We start from the raw sequence: 24,928 nt of genomic DNA on the forward strand, positions 1-24,928 counted from the left end.
ACCACTATAAAACTAAACAGGGAAAATACTTATGCAGTCATTAGTTGATTTTCTGAATGGAATCATCTGGAGTCCGGCACTGATTTATTTGTGTCTTGGCGCTGGTTTGTTCTACTCAATCATGACGCGATTCGTGCAAGTTCGTCACTTCGGCGAAATGTGGCGTCTACTTCTTTCAGGTAAAAGCTCGTCCAAGGGCATTTCTTCTTTCCAGGCACTCGCCGTCTCACTTTCTGGACGTGTAGGTACAGGTAACATTGCAGGTGTTGCAGCAGCTATCGGTTTCGGTGGTCCTGGTGCAGTCTTCTGGATGTGGGTTGTGGCATTCTTTGGTGCAGCGACAGCTTACGCAGAATCAACACTGGCGCAGATTTATAAAGAAGAAGACAACGGCGAATTCCGTGGTGGTCCTGCTTACTACATTGAGAAAGCAATGGGTCAAACGTGGTACGCGTGGATCTTCGCTATCGCAACCATTTTCGCTTGTGGTTTCCTACTACCGGGTGTTCAGTCAAACAGTATTGGTAATGCTGTTGAGGCAGCGTTTGGTTCAGGTGCAATGATCGAGACAGCGATCGGCACATTCAGCTTTGCGAAAATCCTGACAGGTACTATTATCTCTGTCATCCTAGCCTTCATCATCTTCGGTGGTGTTAAGCGTATCGCGAACTTCACTCAGATCGTGGTTCCTTTCATGGCACTGGCTTACATCGTAACGGCCTTCATCATCATCCTTCTAAACATCGGCGAAGTACCACGCGTATTCTCAATGATCATTGGTGATGCGTTCACACCTATGGCAGGTGTTGGTGCGGCTATCGGTTGGGGTGTTAAACGTGGTGTTTACTCAAACGAAGCGGGTCAAGGTACAGGTCCTCACGCGGCTGCAGCAGCAAGCGTTGACCACCCAGCTCAGCAAGGTCTGGTACAGTCGTTCTCTATCTACATTGATACGCTACTAGTATGTTCTGCAACTGCATTTATGATCATCATTACAGGTGCATACAACGTACACGGCGCAGAAGGTTTCCTAGTTCAGAACGTAGCAGCTGACATTGCGGCGAACGGCCCAGTCTTCACTCAGATGGCAATTGAAAGTGCATTACCAGGCATTGGTAAGCCGTTCATTGCGATTGCATTGTTCTTCTTTGCTTTCACAACCATTCTTGCGTACTACTACATTGCGGAAACAAATGTGGCCTATATCCGTCGCCACATCAAAGTTAACGGCTTGATGTTCGTACTGAAATTGGCACTTATTGCCGTTGTGTTCTACGGTACAGTTAAGACTGCAAACCTTGCATGGGCAATGGGTGACGTGGGTGTTGGCCTGATGGCATGGCTAAACATCGTCGGTATTCTGATTATCTTCTTCATGGCGAAGCCAGCACTTAAGGCTCTAAATGATTACGAAGAGCAGCAGAAACAAGGCGTGAAAGAGTACACGTTCAACCCTGTAAAACTAGGCATCAAAGGTGCAGATTACTGGGAAGATAAATACCGTCGTAAGACAGGCAAAGAGCCTACAGCAGAAGAAGAATCCAAACCTGTTGAGCAACCTTCAACCTAATTTGGATATCTAAGATAAAAAGCAGTGGTAAAAAAGGGGTTAGCCAATGGCTAACCCCTTTCATCTTATGTTCCCAATTATATTTCTAGCACGGCCAATCGCCACGCCAGCAATATTCTTTACGCAGCAACAGCTTCCGTTGCGACTGATACTTTTTTCTCACCAATTGGCAGAATCGTACGACCATATTCGTTGTTCAGTACTTGAGCCATCGCGAAGTAGATTGCACTTGCACCACAGAAAATACCTTCAAAACCTGCAATTGTGCCAATCAGCGTGCTGCCTGTGAATTCGCGTGCAGCAAGTAGGAAAAACAGGATAGTTAACGAACCGAAAACCACTTGCTTTGCAGTTGGGTAGCAGAGAGAGCCGATAAACATAAAACCAGTGAAGATACCCCACAGAGCTAGGTACCAACCTATAAAGTGTGCAGGGCTTGCCGGTAAACCCATGTAAGGCATAACAATCAAGCCAACCAGTGTAAGCCAGAACAAGCCATAAGAAGTAAATGCGGTAGTACCAAACGTATCACCACGTTTAAAGCACATCATGCCGACAATTACTTGGCTCAGACCACCATAGAAAATACCCATTGCCAAAATCATTGAATCAATTGGGAAGAAGCCTGCATTATGGATGTTGAGCAGGATGGTTGTCATACCGAAACCCATCAGACCAAGTGGAGCTGGGTTAGCCAGTTTTGTTGACATTTCGCACACCTTTCAAAAAAATTAATAAAATTTACGCGCGAAGTTTAATTCCGTTCAATAAAAAAGATAGATCTGGAATGTGCAATCTAAGATTCCGAAAACCGTTCTATAAAGTCAGAAGCAATAACAGTGATCCATCATCAATTGAACAATCAACGGCTTAACGCCACCGTTCATTGCTCTCAGTGGCCGAAAATAAAAAGCTCCTGCTTATTGCAGGAGCTTAGTTAATGAGTAATGAGCCTTTTACATTACTGGCAAGAGATTTCATCCCAGAACCAGTTCGACTGGGTTGGCGTATCCCAAACGCCCGGGCCATTTTTAGCGACAAAGCATTTACCTTCATGAGTCACTTTATCGCCGTTGGCAACCTGGGTGACACCCGCTTGCCACTGAATAAAGGTATCAGGCGCTGGTGTTGGGTCAGGATTCGGGGTTGGATCTGGCGTAGGCTCCGGTGTTGGTTCCGTTGGCGTACCAGAAACCAGTTCCCATGGTCCACCAGCACTCGGATTATCACCTTGTGTCCACCATTTCGCTTTATACGTCGCCCCTTCATGGGTGACTTCATCACCTGTGTTGTAGACCTTAGTAGCACTCCAAGTCTTTCCTGTGCCTGGATCAGGGTCAACCGGGTCTAGCTGATCAACGACACGCACTTCAGGCCAACTCGCGTGAGAGCCGTACAAATTAGTCACACATTTTTCGTAGTCACCCGGAACCAACGCAGAGTAAGCGGTCTGGAATCCAACTAATTCACACTCAAATGAATAACCACCCGGACGATCAGCATAGTACTTCCAGTTGCCATCCCAGTTGGTGTACAACACATCCGTCGCACCATTTAGGTTAAGGCTACCGTATGGAGTCTGTTGCCAGCAGGTATTCTTTTCATCGGCTTCGATTGGAATCTGGTAATAAGACGACAGTCCTTCCCAATATCTTATGCGGTTGACGGGCTGACCTTTATTTTTATTCTGCTCACCACACTCAATTCCCCCATTGATGATGTTAATCGTGGTGCCAAAGCCATAACCAATCCCCGCTTCAATTTCACGTTGAGAAGGCGACCACGTTTTATCAATCACATGCAACATGGCGGGTTTCGGTGCTTGTGGGGTTAGGAAAAACCAGATCGCAGACGCTAAGTTCAGCCAAGAGTCGGCAACTAAGCCTGGGTTGTTGAGCAAGACGGACGCATCGCCATCAAACATCGCTTCGGAGAACGCGCCGTAATTAAAGTGGTAAGAAAGCTGTTTGGCGCCGCGTCCAAAATAACCCTGCCCCGCCGCACACGGCCATTTTTTGTTTTGCCAATCGTTCTGACCACAGCCAGTAGTATAGCCTTCCTGGCCTTCTGACCAGCCCATTTCACGCACATGCACTAACGCCTGTTGCCACTCTTCAAGGCCTAACGGGTTATCCGACACATTATCTTTGGCAATATGCCCCCCAGTTTCCTGCGCGAAGTGGGCAAATGCCGTCACGATCGAGCGTTTACAGATCGCATCGGAATCTCTTCCATCCGTATACTCGGCACAAAACGCAGGGAACTTACCAATCGCCCGTAGGAAGCGGGTATAAGTGTACTCAGGCGCAGCCATATTGGTCAGAAAATCCCACTCCGCCTGAGGGAACACACGTTCAGCGCGCTTAACGTTATCTGGATTAGTGGCAAGGCTAGGCTCAATCGCCTCAACAACGCTATTCGGTGCGGTAGTGAGTGCCTGAGACCATATCTGGTACATAGGGTCAGAAGTTTGTGCTTGCTCTGCCGCCTGAATGTCAGCGCGGGCAACCACATAACCATTCGGATTCTGCGGGTCAGGTTGAATATTGGTCATCGCCCAACTGGACGATATGGCAGCCAAGGATACGGCGGCGGCCAAGTAACTTACTTTCTTCATCTCACTTTTCCTTGTTTTATAAAACTGAAAAGAGATTAGAAAAAGTCAGATCAAGAATCACGGTGAATGAACTCGCCTGATGTTAAGTTGCGAGTCACTTTGTAGTTACAACGAAATAAGAAACGGTCTAGGCCAATAAAAATGTCTTTTGGATTCAAAAACACCAAATAATTCACCGATATAGAATCCAATGACACTGTCATCATCAGCGGGTAATGTGAATTTATCAGAACATTACACTATATAATTATTAAGCCATTAAAAAAGCCAGCCCGAAGGCTGGCTTTTAGCGTTTTGCATCAACGAACAGGATTATTCCCACTCAATCGTTGCTGGTGGCTTACCCGAAATGTCGTACACCACACGTGAAATACCGTCAACTTCGTTGATAATACGGTTAGATACCTTACCAAGGAAATCGTATGGTAGATGCGCCCAATGTGCCGTCATGAAGTCGATCGTTTCAACTGCGCGTAGAGAAACCACCCAATCGTATTTACGGCCATCGCCCATTACACCAACAGAGCGCACTGGTAGGAATACCGTGAACGCTTGCGATACTTTGTTGTAAAGATCCGCTGCATGTAGCTCTTCAATGAAGATTGCATCTGCACGACGTAGCAAGTCACAGTACTCTTTCTTGATTTCGCCAAGCACACGAACACCTAGACCAGGACCTGGGAACGGGTGGCGGTAAAGCATGTTGTAAGGCAGACCTAACTCTAGGCCAATCTTACGAACTTCATCTTTGAACAGCTCACGCAGAGGCTCAACGAGACCCATTTCCATATCGTCTGGCAGACCGCCAACATTATGGTGAGATTTGATTACGTGTGCTTTACCCGTCTTAGATGCCGCTGACTCAATGACGTCTGGGTAGATAGTACCCTGAGCAAGCCATTTCGCGTTTTTCAGCTTCTTAGACTCTTCATCGAATACGTCGACAAATACGTGACCGATAGTCTTACGCTTTTCTTCTGGATCCGACTTGCCTTCAAGAGCTGTAAGGAAACGCTCTTCCGCATCAACTTTGATGATGTTCAGACCGAATTGGTCGCCGAACATATCCATCACTTGCTGACCTTCGTTAAGACGAAGCAGGCCGTTATCGACGAATACACAGGTTAGCTTGTCACCAATAGCGCGGTGAACCAGCATTGCAACGACAGATGAATCCACACCGCCCGACAGGCCTAGGATGACTTCGTCGTCACCCACTTGCTCTTTGATACGCGCAACGGCATCTTCAATGATCGATTCAGAAGTCCAAAGCCCTTCACAACCACATACGCCAAGAACAAAGTTCTCAAGCATTTGCTTGCCTTGCTTAGTGTGCGTTACTTCAGGGTGGAACTGAACACCGTAGTATTTCTTCTCTTCATTGGCCATTGCCGCATAAGGACAAGTGTCGGTCTCGCCGACTTTTACGAAGTCCGCTGGAATTTCTACCACTTTGTCACCGTGGCTCATCCACACGTCTTGAGTTGCTTCAAGATCTTTAAACAGTGCCGATTCACCAGAAACTTTGACTTGTGCATAGCCGAATTCACGCTCGGTTGAGCCAGCTACTTTACCACCTAGCTGCTCAGCCATAGTCTGCATGCCGTAACATACACCTAGTACTGGCACACCAGAGTCAAATACATATTGAGGCGCGCGTGGAGAGTTATCTTCCGTTACGCTTTCTGGACCACCAGATAGGATGATACCGTCTGGATTGAATTCACGAATATCCGCTTCTTCAACGTCCCAGCTCCACAGTTCACAGTACACACCGATTTCACGTACACGGCGTGCGACTAGCTGAGTGTATTGAGAACCGAAGTCCAAGATCAGAATACGTTGGTCATGAATATTTTTAGTCATTTTGAGCAGTCTTATAAGCTAGGTTATTAAAACGGAGGCGAGTGTACTCGCCTCTTATTAATGCTTCAAGGAAAAAAGCAAACGTTTACGTCAGGTATATAGGTGTTCTTTTTACAACAGTAAAAATTAACCTAGACGGTAGTTTGGTGCTTCCTTGGTAATTTGAACGTCGTGTACATGAGACTCTTTCATGCCAGCGCCCGAAATACGTACAAATTCAGCTTTAGTACGCATATCTTCAACGGTTGCACTGCCAGTAAGACCCATGCTTGAACGTAGACCACCCATTTGTTGGTGAACGATCTCTTTTAGACGACCTTTGTATGCGATACGGCCTTCGATACCTTCAGGAACAAGTTTGTCGGCAGCATTATCAGACTGGAAGTAACGGTCAGATGAACCTTGAGACATCGCGCCTAAAGAGCCCATACCACGGTAAGCTTTATAAGAACGACCGTTGTATAGAATCACTTCACCTGGTGCTTCTTCGGTACCAGCGAACATTGAGCCAACCATCACACATGATGCGCCAGCAACGATAGCTTTACAGATATCACCGGAGAAACGGATACCGCCATCCGCAATAACTGGAATACCGTATTCGTTCGCAACTTCTGCCGCATCTGCAATAGCAGTAACCTGAGGAACGCCCACGCCTGTTACGATACGAGTGGTACAGATAGAGCCAGGGCCGATGCCCACTTTAACCGCACTGACACCCGCTTCAATCAGCGCTTTAGCGCCTGCACTCGTTGCAACGTTACCGCCAATGATGTCTAGATCTGGGTAAGCCGCACGAGTTTCGCGAATTCGGTTTAGGACGCCTTCAGAATGGCCATGAGAAGAGTCGATAAGTAGAACGTCAACACCCGCTTCAACCAAGGCTGCAACACGCTCTTCGTTACCTGCACCAGCACCAACTGCTGCACCAACGCGTAGACGACCTTGCGCATCTTTACATGCGTTTGGTTTACGTTCTGCTTTATGGAAATCTTTTGCTGTAATCATACCGGTTAGTTGGAACTCATCGTTCACGACCAGTACTTTCTCAACACGTGCTTCATGCATTTTCTCTTGCACTTCTTCACGAGTTGCACCTTCTTTTACTGCCGCCAGACGCTCTTTAGGTGTCATAACGACTTCAACTTTCTTAGAAAGGTCAGTTACGAAACGAACGTCACGGCCAGTGATAATACCAACTAACTCATTGTTATCAGTTACGACAGGGAAACCTGCAAAACCATGCTTTTCTGTTAGAGCCACAACGTCTGCAATTGTTGCATCAGGGTTTACAGTAACCGGGTGTGAAACCACGCCAGCTTCGTAAATCTTAACCTGATGAACCATTTCAGCTTGTTGCTCAATCGACATGTTTTTGTGGATAAAGCCAATGCCACCTTCCTGCGCTAGAGCGATAGCCAGACGAGCTTCCGTCACGGTATCCATAGAGGCAGAAATCATCGGAATGTTAAGGGTGATGTTTTTCGTCAGCTGAGTGCGAAGATCAGCTGTGTTTGGGAGAACGGTGGAGTGTGCTGGCACTAGTAGAACATCGTCGAATGTCAGCGCTTCTTTGGCAATTCTTAGCATTTGCAATATCTCACAATTAGAGGAGTAAAAGAACAATCCGGTCTCATCGTTTCGCATAATGAGGGCAGTCAGCGGAGAAGCTAGGCTGCATTTGGATTAGATATTGCGGACGGATTATACGGCTAACGCAATCGCTTGACCACAAGTTTTTTTAATTTTTTTCTTGCAATTACCCCCTTGCTATGTATTATATTGCCGCTAATTTCCATACTCACGCCTATGAGATTAGCTGTGTCATCTCTGACCAATCAAAACATCTTCACTGTATCTCGTCTTAATTCTGAAGTTCGCCTATTACTAGAAAATGAAATGGGTATTGTGTGGTTGGTCGGTGAAATCTCAAACTTCTCTGCGCCCGTTTCAGGCCACTGGTATTTTACCCTCAAAGACTCCCGTGCGCAGGTTAAGTGCGCCATGTTCCGTGGTAACAATCGCCGGGTGACTTCTAAACCGCAGAATGGCAATCAGGTGTTAGTCAAAGCTCGTCTGTCTTTGTATGAGCCTCGTGGTGACTACCAGCTTATTATCGAGAGTATGCAGCCAGAGGGCGATGGCCGACTTCAGCAGCAGTTTGAAGAACTGAAAATGAAGCTGGCTGGTGAAGGACTGTTTGCTCAAACCAGCAAAAAGCCATTGCCAGAACACCCAAAACGCGTTGGCGTAGTGACCTCCAAAACCGGCGCTGCCCTCTTCGATATTCTTGATGTCCTTAAGCGACGTGATCCTTCGTTACCTGTCGTGGTTTACCCAACATTGGTTCAAGGAGAAGATGCGGCCATTCAGATCGCACAGGCGATAGGTTGTGCGAATAGTCGTAACGAATGTGATGTGTTGATTGTTGGTCGTGGTGGCGGCTCTTTGGAAGATCTTTGGTGCTTCAACAACGAAATTGTCGCACGTACAATTGCAGCCAGTCAGATACCTATTATCAGCGCTGTTGGCCATGAAATCGATGTGACTATCGCCGACTTTGTTGCCGATATGCGCGCACCTACGCCGTCAGCCGCAGCGGAATTAGTCAGCCGAGATAACAGCCACAAAGCGCAAGCTATCAATACTCGTCAGCACAAACTTCACAGTGCCATTCGACATTATCTGACCAAGCATAAACAAGCCACGTCGACGCTACAGCACCGACTAGAGCGTCAACACCCGTCTCATCAACTTCAGAGACAGAGCCAACAGCTCGACGAGTTGTCTGTTCGTCTGCAACGCTCAATGGAACGCTACCTGTCAACTCGAAGCCAGAATGTAGAACGCCAGCAATACAAGTTCCAACTTCATTCTCCAGTGGCGCGACTCAATGAGCAGAAACTCTCGCTACAAAGACTAGAGCAAACTCTGATGGATGCGATGGACAGAAAACTACTTAACTCTCGCCACCAACTCGCACTGGCCGCCGAGAAACTGGATACTGTCAGCCCGCTCGCGACGTTAAAGCGTGGCTACTCCATCACTCAAGATGCATCAGGTAAGGTGCTGACTAAAGCAGCCGAGACAAAAACAGGCGACACTTTGGTCACCCGTTTATCCGATGGTGAAATACGTTCGACCGTTGTTTAAGCCTGTTTAATGAATTGGAAACCAACTCTGGATTTCGACTTAAGTTCATTACAGGTGTGACAAAAGTAGCTGGCTGAGCCACAAGCCTGTAGTTTTTCCAGCTTGTCATCACACTCAGGGCAGTAGCCAACCTTGATGTAATCACTCGCACAGTCACCACAGTGGTAGCGGTCTTGCCACTCAAGTTCTTTTTGACATACTGGACACGGATTCATATTGAATTCTCTCAATCGATGTTTCTACTGAGAGCTTATATTCTGCAGCACTCCAGATACAATGATCCAAGTCATTCTCAGTGGTGATGCTTAACCTGATACATCTGCTTATCTGCTTGTTTGATCAAACACTCGATAGAATCCAGTCGTTCAATATTCACAATAGACAACCCGACACTCACATTCACATCAATCGCTTGCAGCGGGGTGATCTCTGCTAAGCATTCTCGTAGCTCGGCATGTAGGGAGTGAAGAGATTCTTCATTGTCTGAAAATGCAAACGCGACAAACTCATCACCACCATAACGCCCACTCATGCCTGCCTCTGCAAAACAATGTTTGAAGGCACGGCCAACCGCCATTAATACGACATCCCCTGCTTCATGCCCATTCTTATCATTGATCTGCTTAAACTTATCAATATCGGCAAAGAAGCATGCAACGTAAGTTAAGTTAGTGTTGAGGCAATCAGAGGCTCGCTGTAGCAATGCACGCCGGTTCAGACAGCCCGTTAAGCAATCATAGCTCGCATGATAATGAAGCTGCTGTTCAAGCTGATATTTTTCCCATGCGACAGCGTAAAGGGAAGCCAGCATTTCAAGCACTTCCAGTTCTTCTTCACTTGGCTTAGAAGGTTGCGAACTGTATATCGCAAAAGTCCCCATCACGGTCTGATCATTTGCCAATATAGGCACCGACCAGCAGGCGCGAAGATTGGCTTTTTCAGTAATAGAGAGAAAAGGTGCCCAGTTGGGATGGTGGTTGATGTCTTCCACCACAACCGTTCGCTTAAGAAAAGCCGCTGCGCCACAAGAGCCGACATGTTCTCCAATCTCAACCCCTTCTATCGCCTGATTGTAGAAATCAGGCAAACTAGGCGCATATTCCAAATGCAATTGCTGTGTCGACTCATCAAGACGCAAGATGGACGCTCGACGTTCACCAAACCAATGTTCGGACAGATCAACCACTCTGCGATTGAGTTCTGCTTTCCCCATTCCTAATGCAAGCTTGGTGAGCAACTTATTGACCTCTCTGTGAGCGTGCAGAAGTCGGTGATAACTCATAAGGCTGACTCGTTTTTATTATTAACAGAACAAAGTAACATATAAGACGATTTTATAATCAGACCTTAACCACACTAGCATATTGAATAATTGATTATCGAGCTGACACCTATATTATGGGCTAAAGATCTTAATGAGATCATCGGCTAAATCCATTTTGATCAGCGATCACCCCTGAAAAGAATATTTATATAACCACACACCGAAAGCATAAGTTACATGTGCTGTTTTTGGATTTAATACAAAACTAAATACCAAAATAAAGATTAAAAACCAACAATTCAGAATTTAATAAAAGGATCGCATTCTAATTATGCCGCGATTACATTGGTGTGCATTTCAATATTTTGCGCATCAATTTGAATTAAACTCACTGTAATCCCTTTGTATTCATTGAGATTCTTAGCATGTGTGCCGCCACATGGGATTTCAGCAAGGCTCTGCTCTCCAAGATCACACCGCCAATAACGTGAGTCGGTTAACGCATCGCCACAGCATTTTATCTCGATATCAGCTGCAATCGTTAACCATTGCGCTATCTGCTGGTTAACCCAAGATTGTATCTTCTCTAGGTCAGCCAGCATGTCTGCACTGTTTAGCCCTCGCTTGCGCAGTGTTTTTCCAAGACGATATGTATCGATACACTTATCTTCACTCACAAAGCTTGTCTCTTGAGCATAACTGTTAAAGTCGTAGTAGCCGTGTGGGTCTTTACGATCTGCCTCTTTGCGCCAGTAACCGTTTTCCACTAACACTTTGTTAAGCGCTAAATAGGCGATATGCCCGGCACTGTGTCCCCGACTCAGTGCTTGCTGATACGGTTTGTCTACAACAAGTGTGACTTCCTGCTCGGACTCAAAGCCTGTGACCGATTTATCTAGGCAATGAACAACAACAAATGCCCATCCGTCTTCATCGCGTTTGACTGGGATTGCACTACCAACGTAGAGTTCATTGCTGCTGAGTTCGACAGCGCCAACCAAACAATCAACCACTACGTGACCATCAATGGTTCCTTTGTCCGCAGGATGATCTGGCCAGATATGACTCACGGGATGGAATGGGGTCATTTCGGTGATGAGGTAAAGGTAATCTTGCCCCAATTCAACACGTTGAACCGGAGAAGTAAGCTGCCACGTATCGTGACAAAAGCGTGTAATTGTAGGTGTAACAGACATCTAGCTATCCTGTATAAAAAAAAGCGCCCTTATTTAAAGGCGCTTTTTGTTGTTCTGTATTATTTTTTGCGGTTTTTCATCATGCTCATCAAGCGCTTACGTTTACGCTCTTGAGACAGGGTCATCTTGTTTGATTTGCCTTCAAATGGGTTATCGCTGTTTTGGAATTGAATTCGAATCGGCGTACCCATGATCTCTAATGACTTACGGTAGTAGTTCATCAGATAGCGTTTGTAAGAATCCGGCAGTTCATTAACCTGGTTACCGTGAATCACCACAATTGGTGGGTTATAGCCACCTGCGTGTGCATACTTCAGCTTCACGCGACGGCCACGAACCAATGGTGGCTGGTGATCTTCGGTCGCCATTTTCATGATACGAGTCAGAACCGAAGTGCCCACGCGAGTGGTCGCTGATTTATACGCTTCCTGAACAGACTCGAACAAGTGGCCAACACCAGTACCGTGAAGAGCAGAAATAAAGTGAATGCGAGCAAAGTCAACGAAGCCAAGGCGACGATCGAGTTCTTTCTTAACGTGCTCTTTAACGTCCATATCCAGACCGTCCCACTTGTTAACGGCAATGACAATCGAACGACCCGCGTTCAATGCAAAGCCAAGCAGGCTAAGATCTTGGTCTGAGATGTTTTCACGTGCATCGATAACAAGCAGCACAACGTTAGCATCTTCTACCGCTTTCAAAGTCTTAACAACGGAGAACTTCTCTACTGTTTCGTTGATACGCTTACGACGACGGACACCCGCAGTATCGATAAGGACATACTCTCGACCGTCTCGCTCCATCGGAATGTAGATAGAATCACGAGTTGTGCCTGGCATGTCATACACAACCACACGTTCTTCACCAAGGATGCGGTTAGTGAGCGTCGATTTACCAACATTTGGACGACCGATAATCGCCAATTTGATTGGTTGATCCTGCAGACGCTTAAATTCAGCTTCCGCTTCTTCCTCAGTGTAATCAAGCTTCTCTTCATCTTCGTCAATGAAGTCTGTCAGATCTTCGATTTCACCACGTGCTTCTTCCGCCATCTTCTCAGCAAATGGGTTTAGAGCGCGATCGATCAATGCACCCACACCACGGCCATGTGCCGCAGCAATTTGGTACATGTTTTCAACCCCTAGCTGCCAGAAGTCAGCCGACGCTGCATCCGCATCAATACCATCAACCTTGTTAACCACAAGCATTGAAGGCTTTTCAATTTTACGCAGGTGGTTAGAAATTGCGATGTCCGATGGGGTTAGACCGGCACGGCCATCCACCATAAACAGTACAACATCAGCTTCATCAATCGCCGCAAGCGACTGCTCAGCCATTTTAGTTTCAACACCTTCTTCAGTACCGTCGATACCGCCAGTGTCAATCACAATAAATTCGTGTTCACCAAGCTTAGCTTGGCCATATTTACGGTCACGAGTTAAGCCAGGGAAGTCCGCGACTAATGCGTCACGCGTGCGAGTCAGTCGATTAAACAACGTTGATTTACCAACGTTTGGACGCCCTACCAGAGCAACAACAGGTACCATAACAACCTCTACAATATACTTTCTATGTAGTTATAGGTAATGACTAATCCCAATACCAGTGTTTACCTATAACTACAGATTTTCTTTTGTTCTATCCAATAAAACGGCTCCCAACTGTTACCAGCCAGGAGCCGAATGTGAATTATATCACACGATTACTTGGTAATGCTCAGTTTCTTTACATCGCCATTACGTGTTACTGCAATGTAGCCATCTGGCACATTAATCGGCGCGACAGCGAAGCCGCTGCTGTTGATTTGCTGCTGTGCAACAAATTCGCCAGTATCGCGGTCAAGCCAATGCAGATAACCTTCGCTATCGCCTACAACCACATAACCATCAATGAGTGCTGGAGCAGTCAATAGACGGTGTTCAAGCTGCTCGTTACTCCAAAGTTCTGTGCCACTGCGTGCGTCAACGGCGACCAGATAATCTTTATCTGTTACCACAAACAGACGACCACCATCGCTGGCAAGATCGGTAGATGACGAGTATTTACGCTTCCAGACCGATTTACCCGAGCGCAAGTCAATAGCGGTCAATTGACCGTTATAACCAACAATGTACAGTGTGCTGCCAAGAACCAGTGGAGAAGCATCAACATCGACTAGACGATCGATTTCTGTTGCTCCTTGCGGTGTCCCGATAGGCTGTTGCCAAATCAGTTGACCACGCTCTGCAATCGCAGCCGCTAGACGACCATTCGCTGTTCCCCAGAATACACCGCCAGAGACCGTCACAGGAGCGCTGTTACCGCGCAGAGTCAGGCTTGGCACTTCTGTACTGATGGTCCACTTGGTATCACCAGTTGCCTGATCCAGAGCAATCAACATACCCGTCGCAGTGTGAACAATGACTAAGTTGCTTTCCGTCGCAGGTGCCGCTAGCACTTCGCCTTCAACATCTACACGCCAGTTAACTTCACCGGTTTCTTCGTTTAGGGCAATGACCTGACCGTTTTCACTACCAATAAAAATTTGGCTGTAACCTGCAGTGATGCCACCAGATAAACGAGCAGGAACATTCTGTTCAAGATCTTGTTGCCATAAGGTACTGCCATTTTCAGGGTTCAGTGCCTTCACAATACCTTCACGGCTTGCAACAAAGACTTTGTCATAAGCGTATTCAGGAGACAATTTCGAGAAGTAGTTTGATACGCCATCACCAACACTGGCACTCCATTCGCTCTTAGGAGTGAATTCACTGTTAACCTGAGGCACTGGCGCCATGATAATGGTATCTTCTTCACTGGCACAGCCAGCCAGAACACCCACGATGGCCGCCGCAGTGAGGGCTTTTTTCAGCATTTTATTCATGCACAGCACCATTACTTCGCCAGATCGTCCAGTTTCATTTGTATAGTCTGACTTGCATCATCCGCTTGCTGTGCTTCGGTATAAGCTGCGTACGCACCTTCCGCGTCACCTTTACGAAGAAGAATATCCCCTTTCAGCTCCGCAACACGTCCAGCCCAGCTTTCATCATTGATTGCAGCAAGCTCAGAAACAGCCGCATCAAATTCACCTTGTTCTGCTTTCAAGCGAGCAAGACGGAAAGAAATAACAGAAATGAGTGCTTGGTCTTCAGTCGCTGTTTTTGCCCATTCAAGCTGCGCAAGTGCTTCATCTAAGCTGCCCGCTTCAACCTGAACTTTAGCCAGTTGAAGAGCCGCTAGGACTGCATACTGAGTCTCTTTGTTACCATCAATAAAGCTCTGAACCGCACCTTCGCCTTCAGCACCTTTGGCCGCTAGCTCCTGAACAGCTTTAGTATAACTTTCAGACGCCGCTTCCTGAGCTGCTGTCACTGAATCTTGGTAGTAGCGCCAACCAAATAGGCCACCCAGACCGATAACCGCGCCGAAAATCACCGCTTTACCGTTTTCTTTCCACCAATCTTTGATCGCTTCTACTTGTTGTTCTTCAGTATCGTAGAGTTCCACTTCCTGTCCTCTTAAATCTAAAAAGTGGTGACTAGAATCACCACTTCAAATTTGAATGCGTTTAAACCAACTCTGCCAGCTTAGCTGCAACGTCTGCTTGGCCGTAAGTTTCTTGAGTACCGCCAATCAGGTCTTTCAGTACCACAGTGTTATCTGCTACTTCGTTCTCACCAAGAACCAGCGCCACTGCTGCACCCACCTTGTCGGCACGCTTAAATTGTTTCTTAAAGTTGCCACCACCGAAATGGTTCATCACACGAATGCCAGGAACTTGCTCACGTAGTAGCTCAGCCAGCTTCATGCCCGCCATCATAGTGCCTTCGCCCGCAGTAACCATGTAGACATCAACAGAGCGGCGAACGTCTGTCAGTTCTAGCGTTTCTAGCATGAGAACCAGACGCTCAAGACCCATTGCGAAACCGACAGCTGGCGTTGCTTTACCACCCAACTGTTCGACTAGGCCATCATAACGGCCACCGCCACATACCGTGCCTTGAGCCCCTAAGCTTTCCGTGATCCACTCAAAGACCGTGCGGTTGTAGTAATCAAGGCCACGAACCAGACGCTCATTTACTGTGTATTCGATACCTGCAGCGTCAAGAAGTTCACAAAGACCAGCAAAATGTTGTTTGGACTCTTCACCAAGGTAATCTGAAAGACGTGGCGCATCACCAAGAATCGCCTGAACATCTGGGTTCTTGGTATCCAGAACGCGCAGCGGGTTTGTGTGCATACGACGTTTGCAGTCATCATCCAAAATATCGATGTGTTGCTTAAGGAAGGCAATCAAAGCTGTGCGGTAGTTAGCACGGTCTTCTAGAGAACCAATAGAGTTCAGCTCAAGACGAACGTGCTTATCAATACCCAACTCACGCCACAGACGAGCTGTCATCATGATAAGTTCAGCATCGACATCTGGACCATCCAGACCAAACACTTCTACACCACACTGGTGGAATTGACGGTAGCGGCCTTTCTGTGGACGTTCATGACGGAACATAGGTCCCATGTACCATAGGCGCTGCTCAGAGCGGTCAATCAGGCTGTTCTCAATACAAGAACGTACACAACCAGCAGTCCCTTCCGGACGAAGAGTCAGGCTGTCACCATTGCGATCGTCAAAGGTGTACATCTCCTTTTCAACCACATCCGTGACTTCACCGATAGCACGGCTAAATAGATGAGTCATCTCAACGATTGGCATGCGCACTTCGCTGTAACCGTATGCGCTGATTACATTCTTCACTGCGTTTTCAAGTTTTTGCCACAGTGGTGATTGAGTTGGAAGGCAGTCGTTCATGCCTCGAATTGCTTGGATTTTCTTTGCCACAATATTTACCGTAATTTTGGTTACGTTGAGATTAATCTTTTACTTTTACGTCGATGCGGTTTGCTTCATCTAATGTTGAAGCTTTTGCACGAATTTTAGCTTCTAGCTGGTCAACAAGGTCATTATTGTCGAAACGCTCTTTCTGACGTTTACCGTCTTCGTAGAATGCGCTCTTCTTGTTACTGCCAGCAAGACCAAGATGAGAGACTTCAGCTTCACCCGGGCCATTGACGACACAGCCGATGATAGACACGTCCATCGGCGTGATGATGTCTTCAAGACGCTCTTCTAACGCGTTAACCGTGCTAATCACATCAAACTCCTGACGTGAACAGCTTGGGCAAGCAATGAAGTTGATACCACGGGAGCGAATACGTAGGGATTTAAGAATATCAAAGCCTACTTTGATCTCTTCAACCGGGTTGGCTGCCAGAGAAATACGCAGCGTATCACCGATACCTTCTGCCAATAGCATACCCAGACCAACCGCAGACTTCACAGAACCCGCACGAGCACCGCCCGCTTCAGTAATGCCCAAGTGAAGTGGCTGATCAATTTTCTTCGCCAACAAGCGATACGAATCCACAGCGAGGAATACATCTGACGCTTTCACACTGACCTTGAACTGGTCAAAGTTAAGACGATCCAGAATATCGACATGACGCATTGCAGACTCTACCAGAGCCTCAGGCGTTGGTTCGCCGTACTTCATCTGGATATCTTTTTCCAGAGAGCCGCCATTCACACCGATACGGATAGGAATATTCTTATCGCGCGCGCAATCAACAACTGAACGAATACGATCTTCGTTACCGATATTACCTGGGTTGATACGCAGACAGTCAACGCCGTACTCAGCGACTTTCAGCGCGATACGGTAGTCAAAGTGAATATCAGCCACCAGCGGAATGTTGACCTGCTGCTTAATTTGCTTAAAGGCTTCAGCCGCATCCATAGTAGGAACTGACACGCGAACGATATCAGCACCGACATTTTCCAGTGATTTTATTTGTGCAACAGTCGCTTCGACGTCTGTTGTTCTGGTGTTAGTCATCGACTGCACTGCAATCGGAGCACCGTCACCAATAGGCACATCGCCCACGTAAATACGAGTCGATGGGCGACGTTTGATAGGAGATTCGTGTTGCATATTTATTTCTAAGGTAAGGTGAATCTTGCTACTTTGCCTGAAGTATACCCAGAAAGGTCGACAGGTTCACTTGATAATGTCATTGAAACGTTTTCAGGGGCACCCAAAATCACTTTATAAGGCCTTTCACCGCTCACTTGTAAATCCTGGCCAGCTTTCTTAATGCCTGTCGCCAGTGTTTTACCCGTCGCATCTTTCACCTGAATCCAGCAGTCATCGCTGAAAGACATTTCTAAAAGGTTAGCGACTATAGCGGGTGCTGAAGAAATTTCGCTTTCTTTCTCTGGTTGGTTCTGCTCTGCGACAACAACCGGTTCAGTGGCTTGCTCCGTGACGACTTCAGGTTCAGCAGGCTCAATAATTTCTTGGACAACTTCCGTTGGCTGTTCAACGATTTCAGGCTCAGCCGTTGCTGTTTCTACCGGAGTAGTAACCTCTTCAAGTGGCTGTTCAACCACTTGCTGGCCCTCTGGTGATTCGTTAATCAGGCTTGGCTCAACCGCAGCAAAATCCAGCTCCTTGTTTTCAGCCAGCTCTTGCTCGATTTTCATTTCTTGTTCCGTTGCCGTGGTCAGCTCAACCGCGCTGTTTTCTTGGTTTTGCCACCACCAAACAGAAGAGATACCGACAATAATGGCAAAAATGCCCCATGTCAGGGTCATAATGCGGCTATCGTGTTTTTCTTTGTTGGTCTTTTGCGAAAAGCTTTGCATTTCATGCTCTTCGTGCTGTGCTTCACCACAATCATCTAATGCGCACAACACCACAGATTCTTTGATGCCTACGACACGAGCATAAGATCGCAGGTAACCACGAGTAAAGGTCGCCACCTGTTCACTTTCAAATTGATTCAATTCGATGTTTTCAATGATTGAACGACGCAAACGCAGTCGATCCGCCACTTGTTGCTGTGTCAGGCCAAGCTCTTCACGTTTTTGCTTTAAAATCGTACCCGCTTCGATTTTATTCTCTTCTTGTACTGGTGTTTGCTGTTCAGCACTCATAATGTTTTAACGTCTCTTTTCAGGGGATTCTGAGCCAATCGCACGTTTATCGTTTTTCGTTAGTTGTGCTGGTTTTGTTCAAAATCCAAAATTTTTGAGGATATTGCCTCACCAAATTGCATAAAAGTGCTTCACTCAATCGCAGAGGTATTACCTCTAAAGCACTAAAGTTTAATTCTAATAGATATCAGAGATGAAACAACATAGAAAAGGCGCATAAATTACAAGCAGCTCAAGGTTTTTCCTGATTTTGACATTATTTAGCAATACCAATTTACAAAAAAGCCAGAGCTGAGCCCTGGCTTTTTCGTCAAAACACTCAATTAAACTGCTTTTACTGCGATAGTGTCACCTTTGGCTGCACGAATCATCGCGGTGCGTTTAGTACGGTCAATCACATCACCGACCAACTGACCACAAGCGGCATCAATATCATCACCACGCGTTTTACGAACCGTCACCGTATGCTCATATTGCATTAGTGTTTTCTGGAAACGGTCAATGCGTGAATTGCTTGGCTTTTTGTAAGGAGAACCCGGATAAGGGTTAAACGGAATCAGGTTAATCTTACACGGTGTGTCTTTCATCAGCTCAGCCAATTCACGCGCATGGTCCATATCATCGTTTACATGGTCCAGTAGCACGTATTCCACGGTTACTTTACCGCGGTTCGCGTTGGAGGAAGCGATGTAACGACGCACAGATGCTAAGAAATCTTGAATATCCCAACGGTCGTTGATTGGCATGATCTCACTGCGCAGCTTATCGTTTGGTGCATGAAGAGAAATCGCTAGCGCGACATCAATTTGACCAGTCATTTGATCCAGACCCGATACCACACCAGAAGTCGATACCGTGACGCGACGTTTAGATAGACCAAAACCTAGATCATCCAGCATCAACTCCAATGCTGGAATCAGGTTTTTCATGTTTAGCAGGGGCTCACCCATGCCCATCATCACAACGTTAGTGATAGGACGACGGCCTGTCTCTTTTTCCAAACCGATTTCACGTGCTGCACGCCATACCTGACCAATAATCTCAGAGACTTTCAGGTTACGGTTAAAGCCTTGCTGAGCGGTTGAACAGAACTTACATTCCAATGCACAACCAACCTGAGACGACACACACAAAGTCGCACGATCATCTTCAGGAATGTAAACCGTTTCTACGTCTTGGTCGCCAACCTTCATCGCCCACTTAATTGTGCCGTCTGAAGAGTGTTGAGCTTCCGCCACCACAGGGGCTTTAATCTCACAGCGATGGATCAGCTTCTCACGCAGTTTCTTGTTAATGTTGGTCATCTTCTCGAAGTCATCGACACCAAAATGGTAGATCCACTTCATCACCTGCTCGGCACGAAATGCTTTTTCACCAAGCTCTTCAGCAAAAAACTTGCGCATTCCTTGGCGATCAAAGTCGAGTAGATTGATTTTTTCAGTGGTCATATGGCCTCACGAAACGACGTAACATTAATTAAGGGCGCGAATTGTACAGCCTTTATTCAGCGACAACAAGAGGTCTAACACCCTGTATTTTTTAAGGCATTAATATCTCAGTGATTAAATTTTATACAGAAACAATCAACCCGCCAAATCGGCGGGTTGCGGTTAGCGGGAAACTTGTTTTATCTGTTCAACAATCGCTTTTAAACCATTGCCTCGCGATGGGCTGAGATGGGCAATGAGACCCAACTTTTCAAAGTACTCATCAATATTGAATGCCTGAATTTCTGCGCTGGTTTTGCCATCATAAGCCGCCATAACGAGCGCAATAAGGCCTCGCACAATACGTGCGTCGGAGTCAGCGCAAAAATGCCACACACCATCAAGATTTTCACTCACTAGCCAAACCTGGCTTTCACAGCCTGAAACCGTGACTTGCTCAGATTTCAGCTCATCAGGCATCGCAGGAAGTTTCTTTCCCCACTGAATAACCTGACGGTAACGATCTTCCCAGCCTTTAAAGCCTTGCATAGTCGTAACGATGTCTTCTGCTTGAATATCAGTGCCAAAAGGTGACTGTGGAAATGAGGACATAGGAATCTCCAAACGAACTATTTACGGTATTTCTGAATCAGCTTCTCGACAATGCGCGAAACCGCCACAAAGCCAAACGTTGCGGTGACAACCGTCGCCGCTCCAAATCCACTGGCGCAGTCCATACGTTTTGGCCCTTCCGCAGTGGATTTAACACCGCACACGCTGCCGTCTGGCTGAGGGTATTTCAGTTGTTCCGTTGAAAATACGCACTCAATGCCAAATTTACGCTGCGGATTCTTGGGGAAATTATGGTGACGACGCAAAGTATCTTTGATTTTTTTCGCCAATGGGTCTTGGATGGTTTTGGTCAGGTCAGCAACTTGAATCTGGGTTGGATCCACTTGCCCACCTGCACCGCCGGTAGTGATCACTTTAATCTTGTTGCTACGACAATACGCCAGCAGTGAAGCTTTCGCTTTCACACTATCGATCGCATCGAGCACGTAATCAAACTCTTTTGACAGATACTCGTGCTGGTTGTCTGACGTAATAAAGTCATCAATCAGATTCACTTTGCACTCTGGATTGATAAGCTTGACGCGTTCGGCCATCACTTCAATCTTACTCTGCCCCACCGTACCGCTCATGGCATGGATCTGGCGGTTGATGTTAGTAACACAAACGTCATCCATATCAATCAAGGTCAACTCACCGATACCTGTACGAGCTAATGCTTCGACCGCCCAAGAGCCTACGCCGCCAATGCCGATCACACAAACGTGCGCGGCACGAAGGATCTCCACTTCGCTATTGCCATAAAGACGACGAGTGCCGCCGAAGCGTTGGTTGTAGTTGTCTGAAGCCGGAGTATCAAGTTCGCGCATGGTGCTGTTCTTCCGCCGAGTGATGGTACAAAAATAAAGAGTGCGATTTATACGCACTCTTTATTAAAAAGTCTAGATGAGAAAAAGCTATTGTAACTTCTCGGGAGGCAATGCCCAAGGAGCCTGAGTTGACGAGTTTTCCAGCCCCAACTTCCAGACTCGGCCAAAGTGCTTATAGTGACCCGCCTCAGTGCCAGCTCTCGGTCCCATACCATGGTATAAATCGAGGTGATTCTGCTTCACTGCACCACCGGTATCGAGAACAATCAGTAGGCGTAACTGATGGGCTCCACTCCAAGTGCCATCAGCATTGAGTAATGGCACTTCAGCAAGAATAGGCGTTCCCATAGGGAAAATCGAACGGTCACCTGCCACAGATGCCATTGGCAGTAATGGGATCCCAGCTGTACCTGTTACCGGGGCGTCCGCTCTGGGCTCAAAGAACACGTAAGATGGATTTTGTTCAAGCAACTCACGAACGGTCGCTTCATCATTTGCCATCACCCACTCTTTGATAGCTTTCAGCGACATTTTTTCACGCGGGACTTGGTCTCGCTCAATCAACACCTTACCAATGCTGACGTAAGCTTTGTTGTTTTTCCCACCGTAGGCAAAATACTCCAGCGTATCGTCATCTTCAAAATGAACAAAGCCGCTGCCCTGCACTTCCATCAGGAATGGGTCGATCATATTCGCCGCATAACCCAATTCCAGTCCTTGTCCTTCTAATGCGCCGTCATAAATTTGAGCGCGCGTCGGGCAGTCAGCGTCACACTCTGGTTTACCATAGACTGGGTATTTGTAGATTTCATTCGGTTCGTGGCGCAATTCCATTACTGGCGAGAAATAGCCGGTGAACAAGACGTTACCTTGCTTATCACCGCCGCCTAACTGGGCAGTTTGAATGCCAAAGTCAGCTAACTGCGCAGGATCACCACTCTGTAATACCCATTCATTGAGCTTTTCATACAAAGGCTGATAAACCCGAGCCATAGAAGGTGAGTTTTCAACGACTTGTTGAGATTGTTTGGTAAATTCAGTGAAATCCCGTGGTTTGTCCGATTCTACAACTGCGGTTTTATTCAGAATCGAGTTAAATTCACCATCAAGATATTGTTGAGCACGATCGTGCGGTTGTGCACAGCCAAACAGAACACTGGCTGCCACAATTGGAAGATATTTTTTGAACACAGGTTTATTCCTTTCAAGCCTGTAACAAAGGATGACAAACTCAAACGGTTAGCGCAATCAGATAGACGTTAACGAATGTTATTTTTGGACTTTTCTGACAATTGATAAATAGGCTGATAATGAGGTTCAGAAATCAGTCTCATCTGGCTGAAGCCCTGATTAAGAATTTGGTAACGACGCTTTTCTTCGCCCACTTGAAATTCAACATAGCTCCCATTAAAGCGGTAGCGGGTGTTAACCACACCACCGTCAATCACCACACCGGTTTCATTGAGCACGAAGCTGTCCGCAGAGTAAGGCGCCACACCCTGTTCGACCCATGTACCATAAACCATTGAATTAGGGTGCTTAATATCCTGATATCGGTCGTAGAGAGCTTTGGATACAAAGATGGCAGCCACGGCCAGCACAACAGCAGCAACCAATACTCCACGCTCTAACAATTTCTTTTTCTTCAAATTTGACGCCTACTTTGAACTTCATTAATCAACTAATGACAAGTTTATTTATTACGTTAAGTGTTAGCCTAATTACTTAACTTTGCTAGAAATAAGTATGGTTCTCACCACACCTATAACATTCAAAAATATCTCCAGCTATTGAGTTGATACGTTTTTTGGCGCTCTATCCCAAAAAGCCCTTGCCGCCAAAGGAATAAAATTGCAATATAACCACATATAAATTCATCTTTATTGGATAAATAGTGAAGATTCGTAATACCGCTTTAGTCAAAGGCTTCCGTCAATCGGCCCCATACGTGAATGCCCACCGTGGCAAAACCATGGTCATCATGCTGGGTGGCGAAGCGGTTGCTGATAACAATTTTGCTAATATTATCAGCGATCTGGCTCTGCTTCATAGCCTGGGGGTCAAGATCGTCCTCGTCCATGGCGCGCGCCCGCAAATCAATCGAATCCTGGATCGATGCCAACATGACACGCCCTATCACAAAGGCGTTCGTATTACCGATGAAACTAGCCTAGATATCGTCATGCAAGCTGCAGGGCAACTTCAGTTAGCCATCACCGCTCAGCTATCGATGAGTCTGGGCAATACGCCAATGGCCGGTACTCAGCTTAATGTCGTCAGTGGTAACTTTGTCATCGCCCAGCCACTTGGTATCGACGATGGGGTGGATTACTGCCACAGTGGTCGAATCCGTCGAATCGATGTCGAAGGCATCAACCGTACACTCGACCAAGGCTCCATAGTGCTACTTGGCCCTATCGCCAGCTCAGTAACCGGTGAATCCTTCAACCTTTTATCCGAAGAGGTTGCAACGCAAGTTGCACTCAAATTACATGCCGATAAGTTAATTGGTTTCTGTTCGGAGCAAGGGGTCATTGATGAGAATGGCAATGCCGTCGCAGAGCTCTTCCCGCGAGAAGCAGAGCAGTTTCTCGAAAAACTTGAACAAGACAGCGACAATAGCGAAGACAGTGCCTCGGGTACTATCCGCTTTCTGCGTGCAGCCACAACCGCCTGTCGAGCTGGCGTCCCACGCAGCCATTTGGTGAGCTATAAAGTCGATGGCGCCTTGATTCAGGAATTGTTCTCCTTAGATGGTATCGGTACTCAAATCGTAAGAGCGAGTGCCGAGCAAGTTCGTCAGGCTGACATTGACGATATTGGCGGAATACTAGATCTAATTCGCCCTCTCGAAGAGCAACGCGTGCTAGTGAGGCGATCTCGTGAGCAGCTTGAACAAGAGATTCATCAGTTCACCATCATCGAAAAAGATGGCCTGATCATCGGCTGTGCAGCGCTTTACCCATACACACAGGAAAGAATGGCTGAAATGGCGTGCGTCGCCATTCATCCCGAATACCGTGATGGCAACCGTGGCGTCTTGCTGCTCAACCACATCAAATTACAGTCGAAGGCTCAGGGGATTAAGCATATTTTCGTCCTGACGACACGCAGCCTGCACTGGTTCCGTGAACAAGGCTTCTATGAAATGTCGGTTGATTTTCTTCCTTCGCAAAAGCAGAACCTCTACAACTATCAGAGAAAATCAAAGATTTTAGCGATTGAACTGTAATGCATAGGGTCTGTTGACCTTTTGCGGTTAAATTTTGTTCGAGATAAAAGCGTTTTAGTCGCGGCGAGAGGTTTGTCGCCTAGTGAACTAAGCAAAACACCTCTCAACAAAGAGTAAAACGCTTTTAGCCGAACCCTCTGGGCAGCGTTTGTGGTTCCTTTCTACTGCGTTATCGGCTTATCAGGTAGGGC

At 46.8% G+C, this 24,928-nt stretch carries 21 protein-coding genes; 3 read left to right on the forward strand and 18 right to left on the reverse strand.

The annotated features are described in order from the left end of the window. Nucleotides 1-31 precede the first annotated feature (31 nt). A complete protein-coding gene (locus F0265_RS10015) occupies nt 32-1,570 on the forward strand; it encodes an alanine/glycine:cation symporter family protein (protein WP_006959678.1) in 1,539 nt (512 codons plus the stop codon). 119 nt (nt 1,571-1,689) lie between these two features. On the opposite strand, the gene F0265_RS10020 is transcribed toward F0265_RS10015, so the two are convergent. The 4 genes from F0265_RS10020 to guaB all read right to left on the reverse strand — a co-directional run bounded on the left by F0265_RS10020 (nt 1,690) and on the right by guaB (nt 7,643). After that, entirely contained in the window at nt 1,690-2,280 is a 591-nt protein-coding gene (locus tag F0265_RS10020; RefSeq protein WP_171748728.1) for an acetate uptake transporter, read from the reverse strand. A gap of 251 nt (nt 2,281-2,531) precedes the next feature. Next, nucleotides 2,532-4,187: a chitinase gene (locus tag F0265_RS10025; RefSeq protein WP_171748729.1), complete on the reverse strand. Its 1,656-nt coding sequence runs from the start codon at nt 4,185-4,187 to the stop codon at nt 2,532-2,534. Nucleotides 4,188-4,499: 312 nt separating this feature from the next. Further along, the gene (gene guaA, locus F0265_RS10030) at nt 4,500-6,053 is read right to left on the reverse strand and encodes a glutamine-hydrolyzing GMP synthase (RefSeq protein WP_171748730.1); all 1,554 of its coding nucleotides are present in this window, start codon (nt 6,051-6,053) and stop codon (nt 4,500-4,502) included. 126 nt (nt 6,054-6,179) lie between these two features. Next, entirely contained in the window at nt 6,180-7,643 is a 1,464-nt protein-coding gene (guaB, locus tag F0265_RS10035) for an IMP dehydrogenase (RefSeq protein ID WP_006959688.1), read from the reverse strand. Nucleotides 7,644-7,874: 231 nt separating this feature from the next. Between guaB and xseA the strand changes: the two genes are divergently transcribed. Next, nucleotides 7,875-9,206 carry an exodeoxyribonuclease VII large subunit gene (gene xseA, locus F0265_RS10040; protein ID WP_171748782.1) on the forward strand — a complete coding sequence of 444 codons (1,332 nt, stop codon included), beginning with the start codon at nt 7,875-7,877 and terminating at the stop codon, nt 9,204-9,206. Here the strand turns inward: xseA and F0265_RS10045 are convergent. From F0265_RS10045 to F0265_RS10110, 14 genes are all read right to left on the reverse strand, one after another. Beyond that, nucleotides 9,203-9,421 carry a zinc ribbon domain-containing protein gene (locus tag F0265_RS10045; RefSeq protein ID WP_171748731.1) on the reverse strand — a complete coding sequence of 73 codons (219 nt, stop codon included), beginning with the start codon at nt 9,419-9,421 and terminating at the stop codon, nt 9,203-9,205. The genes xseA and F0265_RS10045 overlap by 4 nt on opposite strands. 77 nt (nt 9,422-9,498) lie before the next feature. Continuing rightward, nucleotides 9,499-10,488: a sensor domain-containing diguanylate cyclase gene (locus tag F0265_RS10050; protein ID WP_171748732.1), complete on the reverse strand. Its 990-nt coding sequence runs from the start codon at nt 10,486-10,488 to the stop codon at nt 9,499-9,501. A gap of 311 nt (nt 10,489-10,799) precedes the next feature. Continuing rightward, on the reverse strand, nt 10,800-11,666 hold the full coding sequence (locus F0265_RS10055; RefSeq protein WP_171748733.1) for an alanyl-tRNA editing protein: 867 nt from the start codon (nt 11,664-11,666) through the stop codon (nt 10,800-10,802). 59 nt (nt 11,667-11,725) lie between these two features. Then, nucleotides 11,726-13,213, reverse strand: a complete 1,488-nt coding sequence (der, locus tag F0265_RS10060) for a ribosome biogenesis GTPase Der (RefSeq protein WP_171348002.1) — start codon at nt 13,211-13,213, stop codon at nt 11,726-11,728. A 155-nt stretch (nt 13,214-13,368) separates the two neighbouring features. Further along, nucleotides 13,369-14,529 (reverse strand): outer membrane protein assembly factor BamB, encoded by a 1,161-nt coding sequence (bamB, locus tag F0265_RS10065; protein ID WP_171748734.1) that lies wholly within the window; start codon nt 14,527-14,529, stop codon nt 13,369-13,371. An 11-nt stretch (nt 14,530-14,540) separates the two neighbouring features. Then, the gene (locus F0265_RS10070; protein ID WP_038156430.1) at nt 14,541-15,155 is read right to left on the reverse strand and encodes a YfgM family protein; all 615 of its coding nucleotides are present in this window, start codon (nt 15,153-15,155) and stop codon (nt 14,541-14,543) included. A 61-nt stretch (nt 15,156-15,216) separates the two neighbouring features. Next, a complete protein-coding gene (gene hisS / locus F0265_RS10075) occupies nt 15,217-16,485 on the reverse strand; it encodes a histidine--tRNA ligase (RefSeq protein WP_171748735.1) in 1,269 nt (422 codons plus the stop codon). 31 nt (nt 16,486-16,516) lie between these two features. Continuing rightward, nucleotides 16,517-17,635: a flavodoxin-dependent (E)-4-hydroxy-3-methylbut-2-enyl-diphosphate synthase gene (gene ispG / locus F0265_RS10080; protein WP_019274159.1), complete on the reverse strand. Its 1,119-nt coding sequence runs from the start codon at nt 17,633-17,635 to the stop codon at nt 16,517-16,519. An 8-nt stretch (nt 17,636-17,643) separates the two neighbouring features. Further along, entirely contained in the window at nt 17,644-18,639 is a 996-nt protein-coding gene (gene rodZ, locus F0265_RS10085) for a cytoskeleton protein RodZ (RefSeq protein WP_171748736.1), read from the reverse strand. A 323-nt stretch (nt 18,640-18,962) separates the two neighbouring features. Further along, nucleotides 18,963-20,087, reverse strand: a complete 1,125-nt coding sequence (locus F0265_RS10090; RefSeq protein WP_006959710.1) for a bifunctional tRNA (adenosine(37)-C2)-methyltransferase TrmG/ribosomal RNA large subunit methyltransferase RlmN — start codon at nt 20,085-20,087, stop codon at nt 18,963-18,965. 162 nt (nt 20,088-20,249) lie between these two features. Beyond that, nucleotides 20,250-20,678, reverse strand: coding sequence for a cysteine desulfurase sulfur acceptor subunit CsdE (csdE, locus tag F0265_RS10095; protein ID WP_038156428.1), 429 nt, complete (start codon nt 20,676-20,678; stop codon nt 20,250-20,252). Between the two features lie 17 nt (nt 20,679-20,695). Then, nucleotides 20,696-21,505: a tRNA cyclic N6-threonylcarbamoyladenosine(37) synthase TcdA gene (gene tcdA / locus F0265_RS10100; RefSeq protein ID WP_171748737.1), complete on the reverse strand. Its 810-nt coding sequence runs from the start codon at nt 21,503-21,505 to the stop codon at nt 20,696-20,698. An 87-nt stretch (nt 21,506-21,592) separates the two neighbouring features. Then, the gene (gene mltA / locus F0265_RS10105; protein WP_171748738.1) at nt 21,593-22,696 is read right to left on the reverse strand and encodes a murein transglycosylase A; all 1,104 of its coding nucleotides are present in this window, start codon (nt 22,694-22,696) and stop codon (nt 21,593-21,595) included. 68 nt (nt 22,697-22,764) lie between these two features. Beyond that, nucleotides 22,765-23,154: a DUF2850 domain-containing protein gene (locus tag F0265_RS10110; RefSeq protein ID WP_043007052.1), complete on the reverse strand. Its 390-nt coding sequence runs from the start codon at nt 23,152-23,154 to the stop codon at nt 22,765-22,767. A 245-nt stretch (nt 23,155-23,399) separates the two neighbouring features. On the opposite strand from F0265_RS10110, the gene argA reads away from it, so the two are divergent. Further along, a complete protein-coding gene (gene argA, locus F0265_RS10115; RefSeq protein ID WP_171748739.1) occupies nt 23,400-24,737 on the forward strand; it encodes an amino-acid N-acetyltransferase in 1,338 nt (445 codons plus the stop codon). Nucleotides 24,738-24,928 lie beyond the last annotated feature (191 nt).

The organism is Vibrio sp. RE88, assembly GCF_013113835.1.
Taxonomy (GTDB): domain Bacteria; phylum Pseudomonadota; class Gammaproteobacteria; order Enterobacterales; family Vibrionaceae; genus Vibrio.

Coding starts and splice junctions, on each gene's coding strand:
- F0265_RS10015 (WP_006959678.1), top strand. CDS start 32: ATGCAGTCATTAGTTGATTTTCTGAATGGAATCATCTGGAGTCCGGCA.
- F0265_RS10020 (WP_171748728.1), bottom strand. CDS start 2,280: ATGTCAACAAAACTGGCTAACCCAGCTCCACTTGGTCTGATGGGTTTC.
- F0265_RS10025 (WP_171748729.1), bottom strand. CDS start 4,187: ATGAAGAAAGTAAGTTACTTGGCCGCCGCCGTATCCTTGGCTGCCATA.
- guaA (WP_171748730.1), bottom strand. CDS start 6,053: ATGACTAAAAATATTCATGACCAACGTATTCTGATCTTGGACTTCGGT.
- guaB (WP_006959688.1), bottom strand. CDS start 7,643: ATGCTAAGAATTGCCAAAGAAGCGCTGACATTCGACGATGTTCTACTA.
- F0265_RS10045 (WP_171748731.1), bottom strand. CDS start 9,421: ATGAATCCGTGTCCAGTATGTCAAAAAGAACTTGAGTGGCAAGACCGC.
- F0265_RS10050 (WP_171748732.1), bottom strand. CDS start 10,488: ATGAGTTATCACCGACTTCTGCACGCTCACAGAGAGGTCAATAAGTTG.
- F0265_RS10055 (WP_171748733.1), bottom strand. CDS start 11,666: ATGTCTGTTACACCTACAATTACACGCTTTTGTCACGATACGTGGCAG.
- der (WP_171348002.1), bottom strand. CDS start 13,213: ATGGTACCTGTTGTTGCTCTGGTAGGGCGTCCAAACGTTGGTAAATCA.
- bamB (WP_171748734.1), bottom strand. CDS start 14,529: ATGAATAAAATGCTGAAAAAAGCCCTCACTGCGGCGGCCATCGTGGGT.
- ispG (WP_019274159.1), bottom strand. CDS start 17,635: ATGCAACACGAATCTCCTATCAAACGTCGCCCATCGACTCGTATTTAC.
- rodZ (WP_171748736.1), bottom strand. CDS start 18,639: ATGAGTGCTGAACAGCAAACACCAGTACAAGAAGAGAATAAAATCGAA.
- F0265_RS10090 (WP_006959710.1), bottom strand. CDS start 20,087: ATGACCACTGAAAAAATCAATCTACTCGACTTTGATCGCCAAGGAATG.
- csdE (WP_038156428.1), bottom strand. CDS start 20,678: ATGTCCTCATTTCCACAGTCACCTTTTGGCACTGATATTCAAGCAGAA.
- tcdA (WP_171748737.1), bottom strand. CDS start 21,505: ATGCGCGAACTTGATACTCCGGCTTCAGACAACTACAACCAACGCTTC.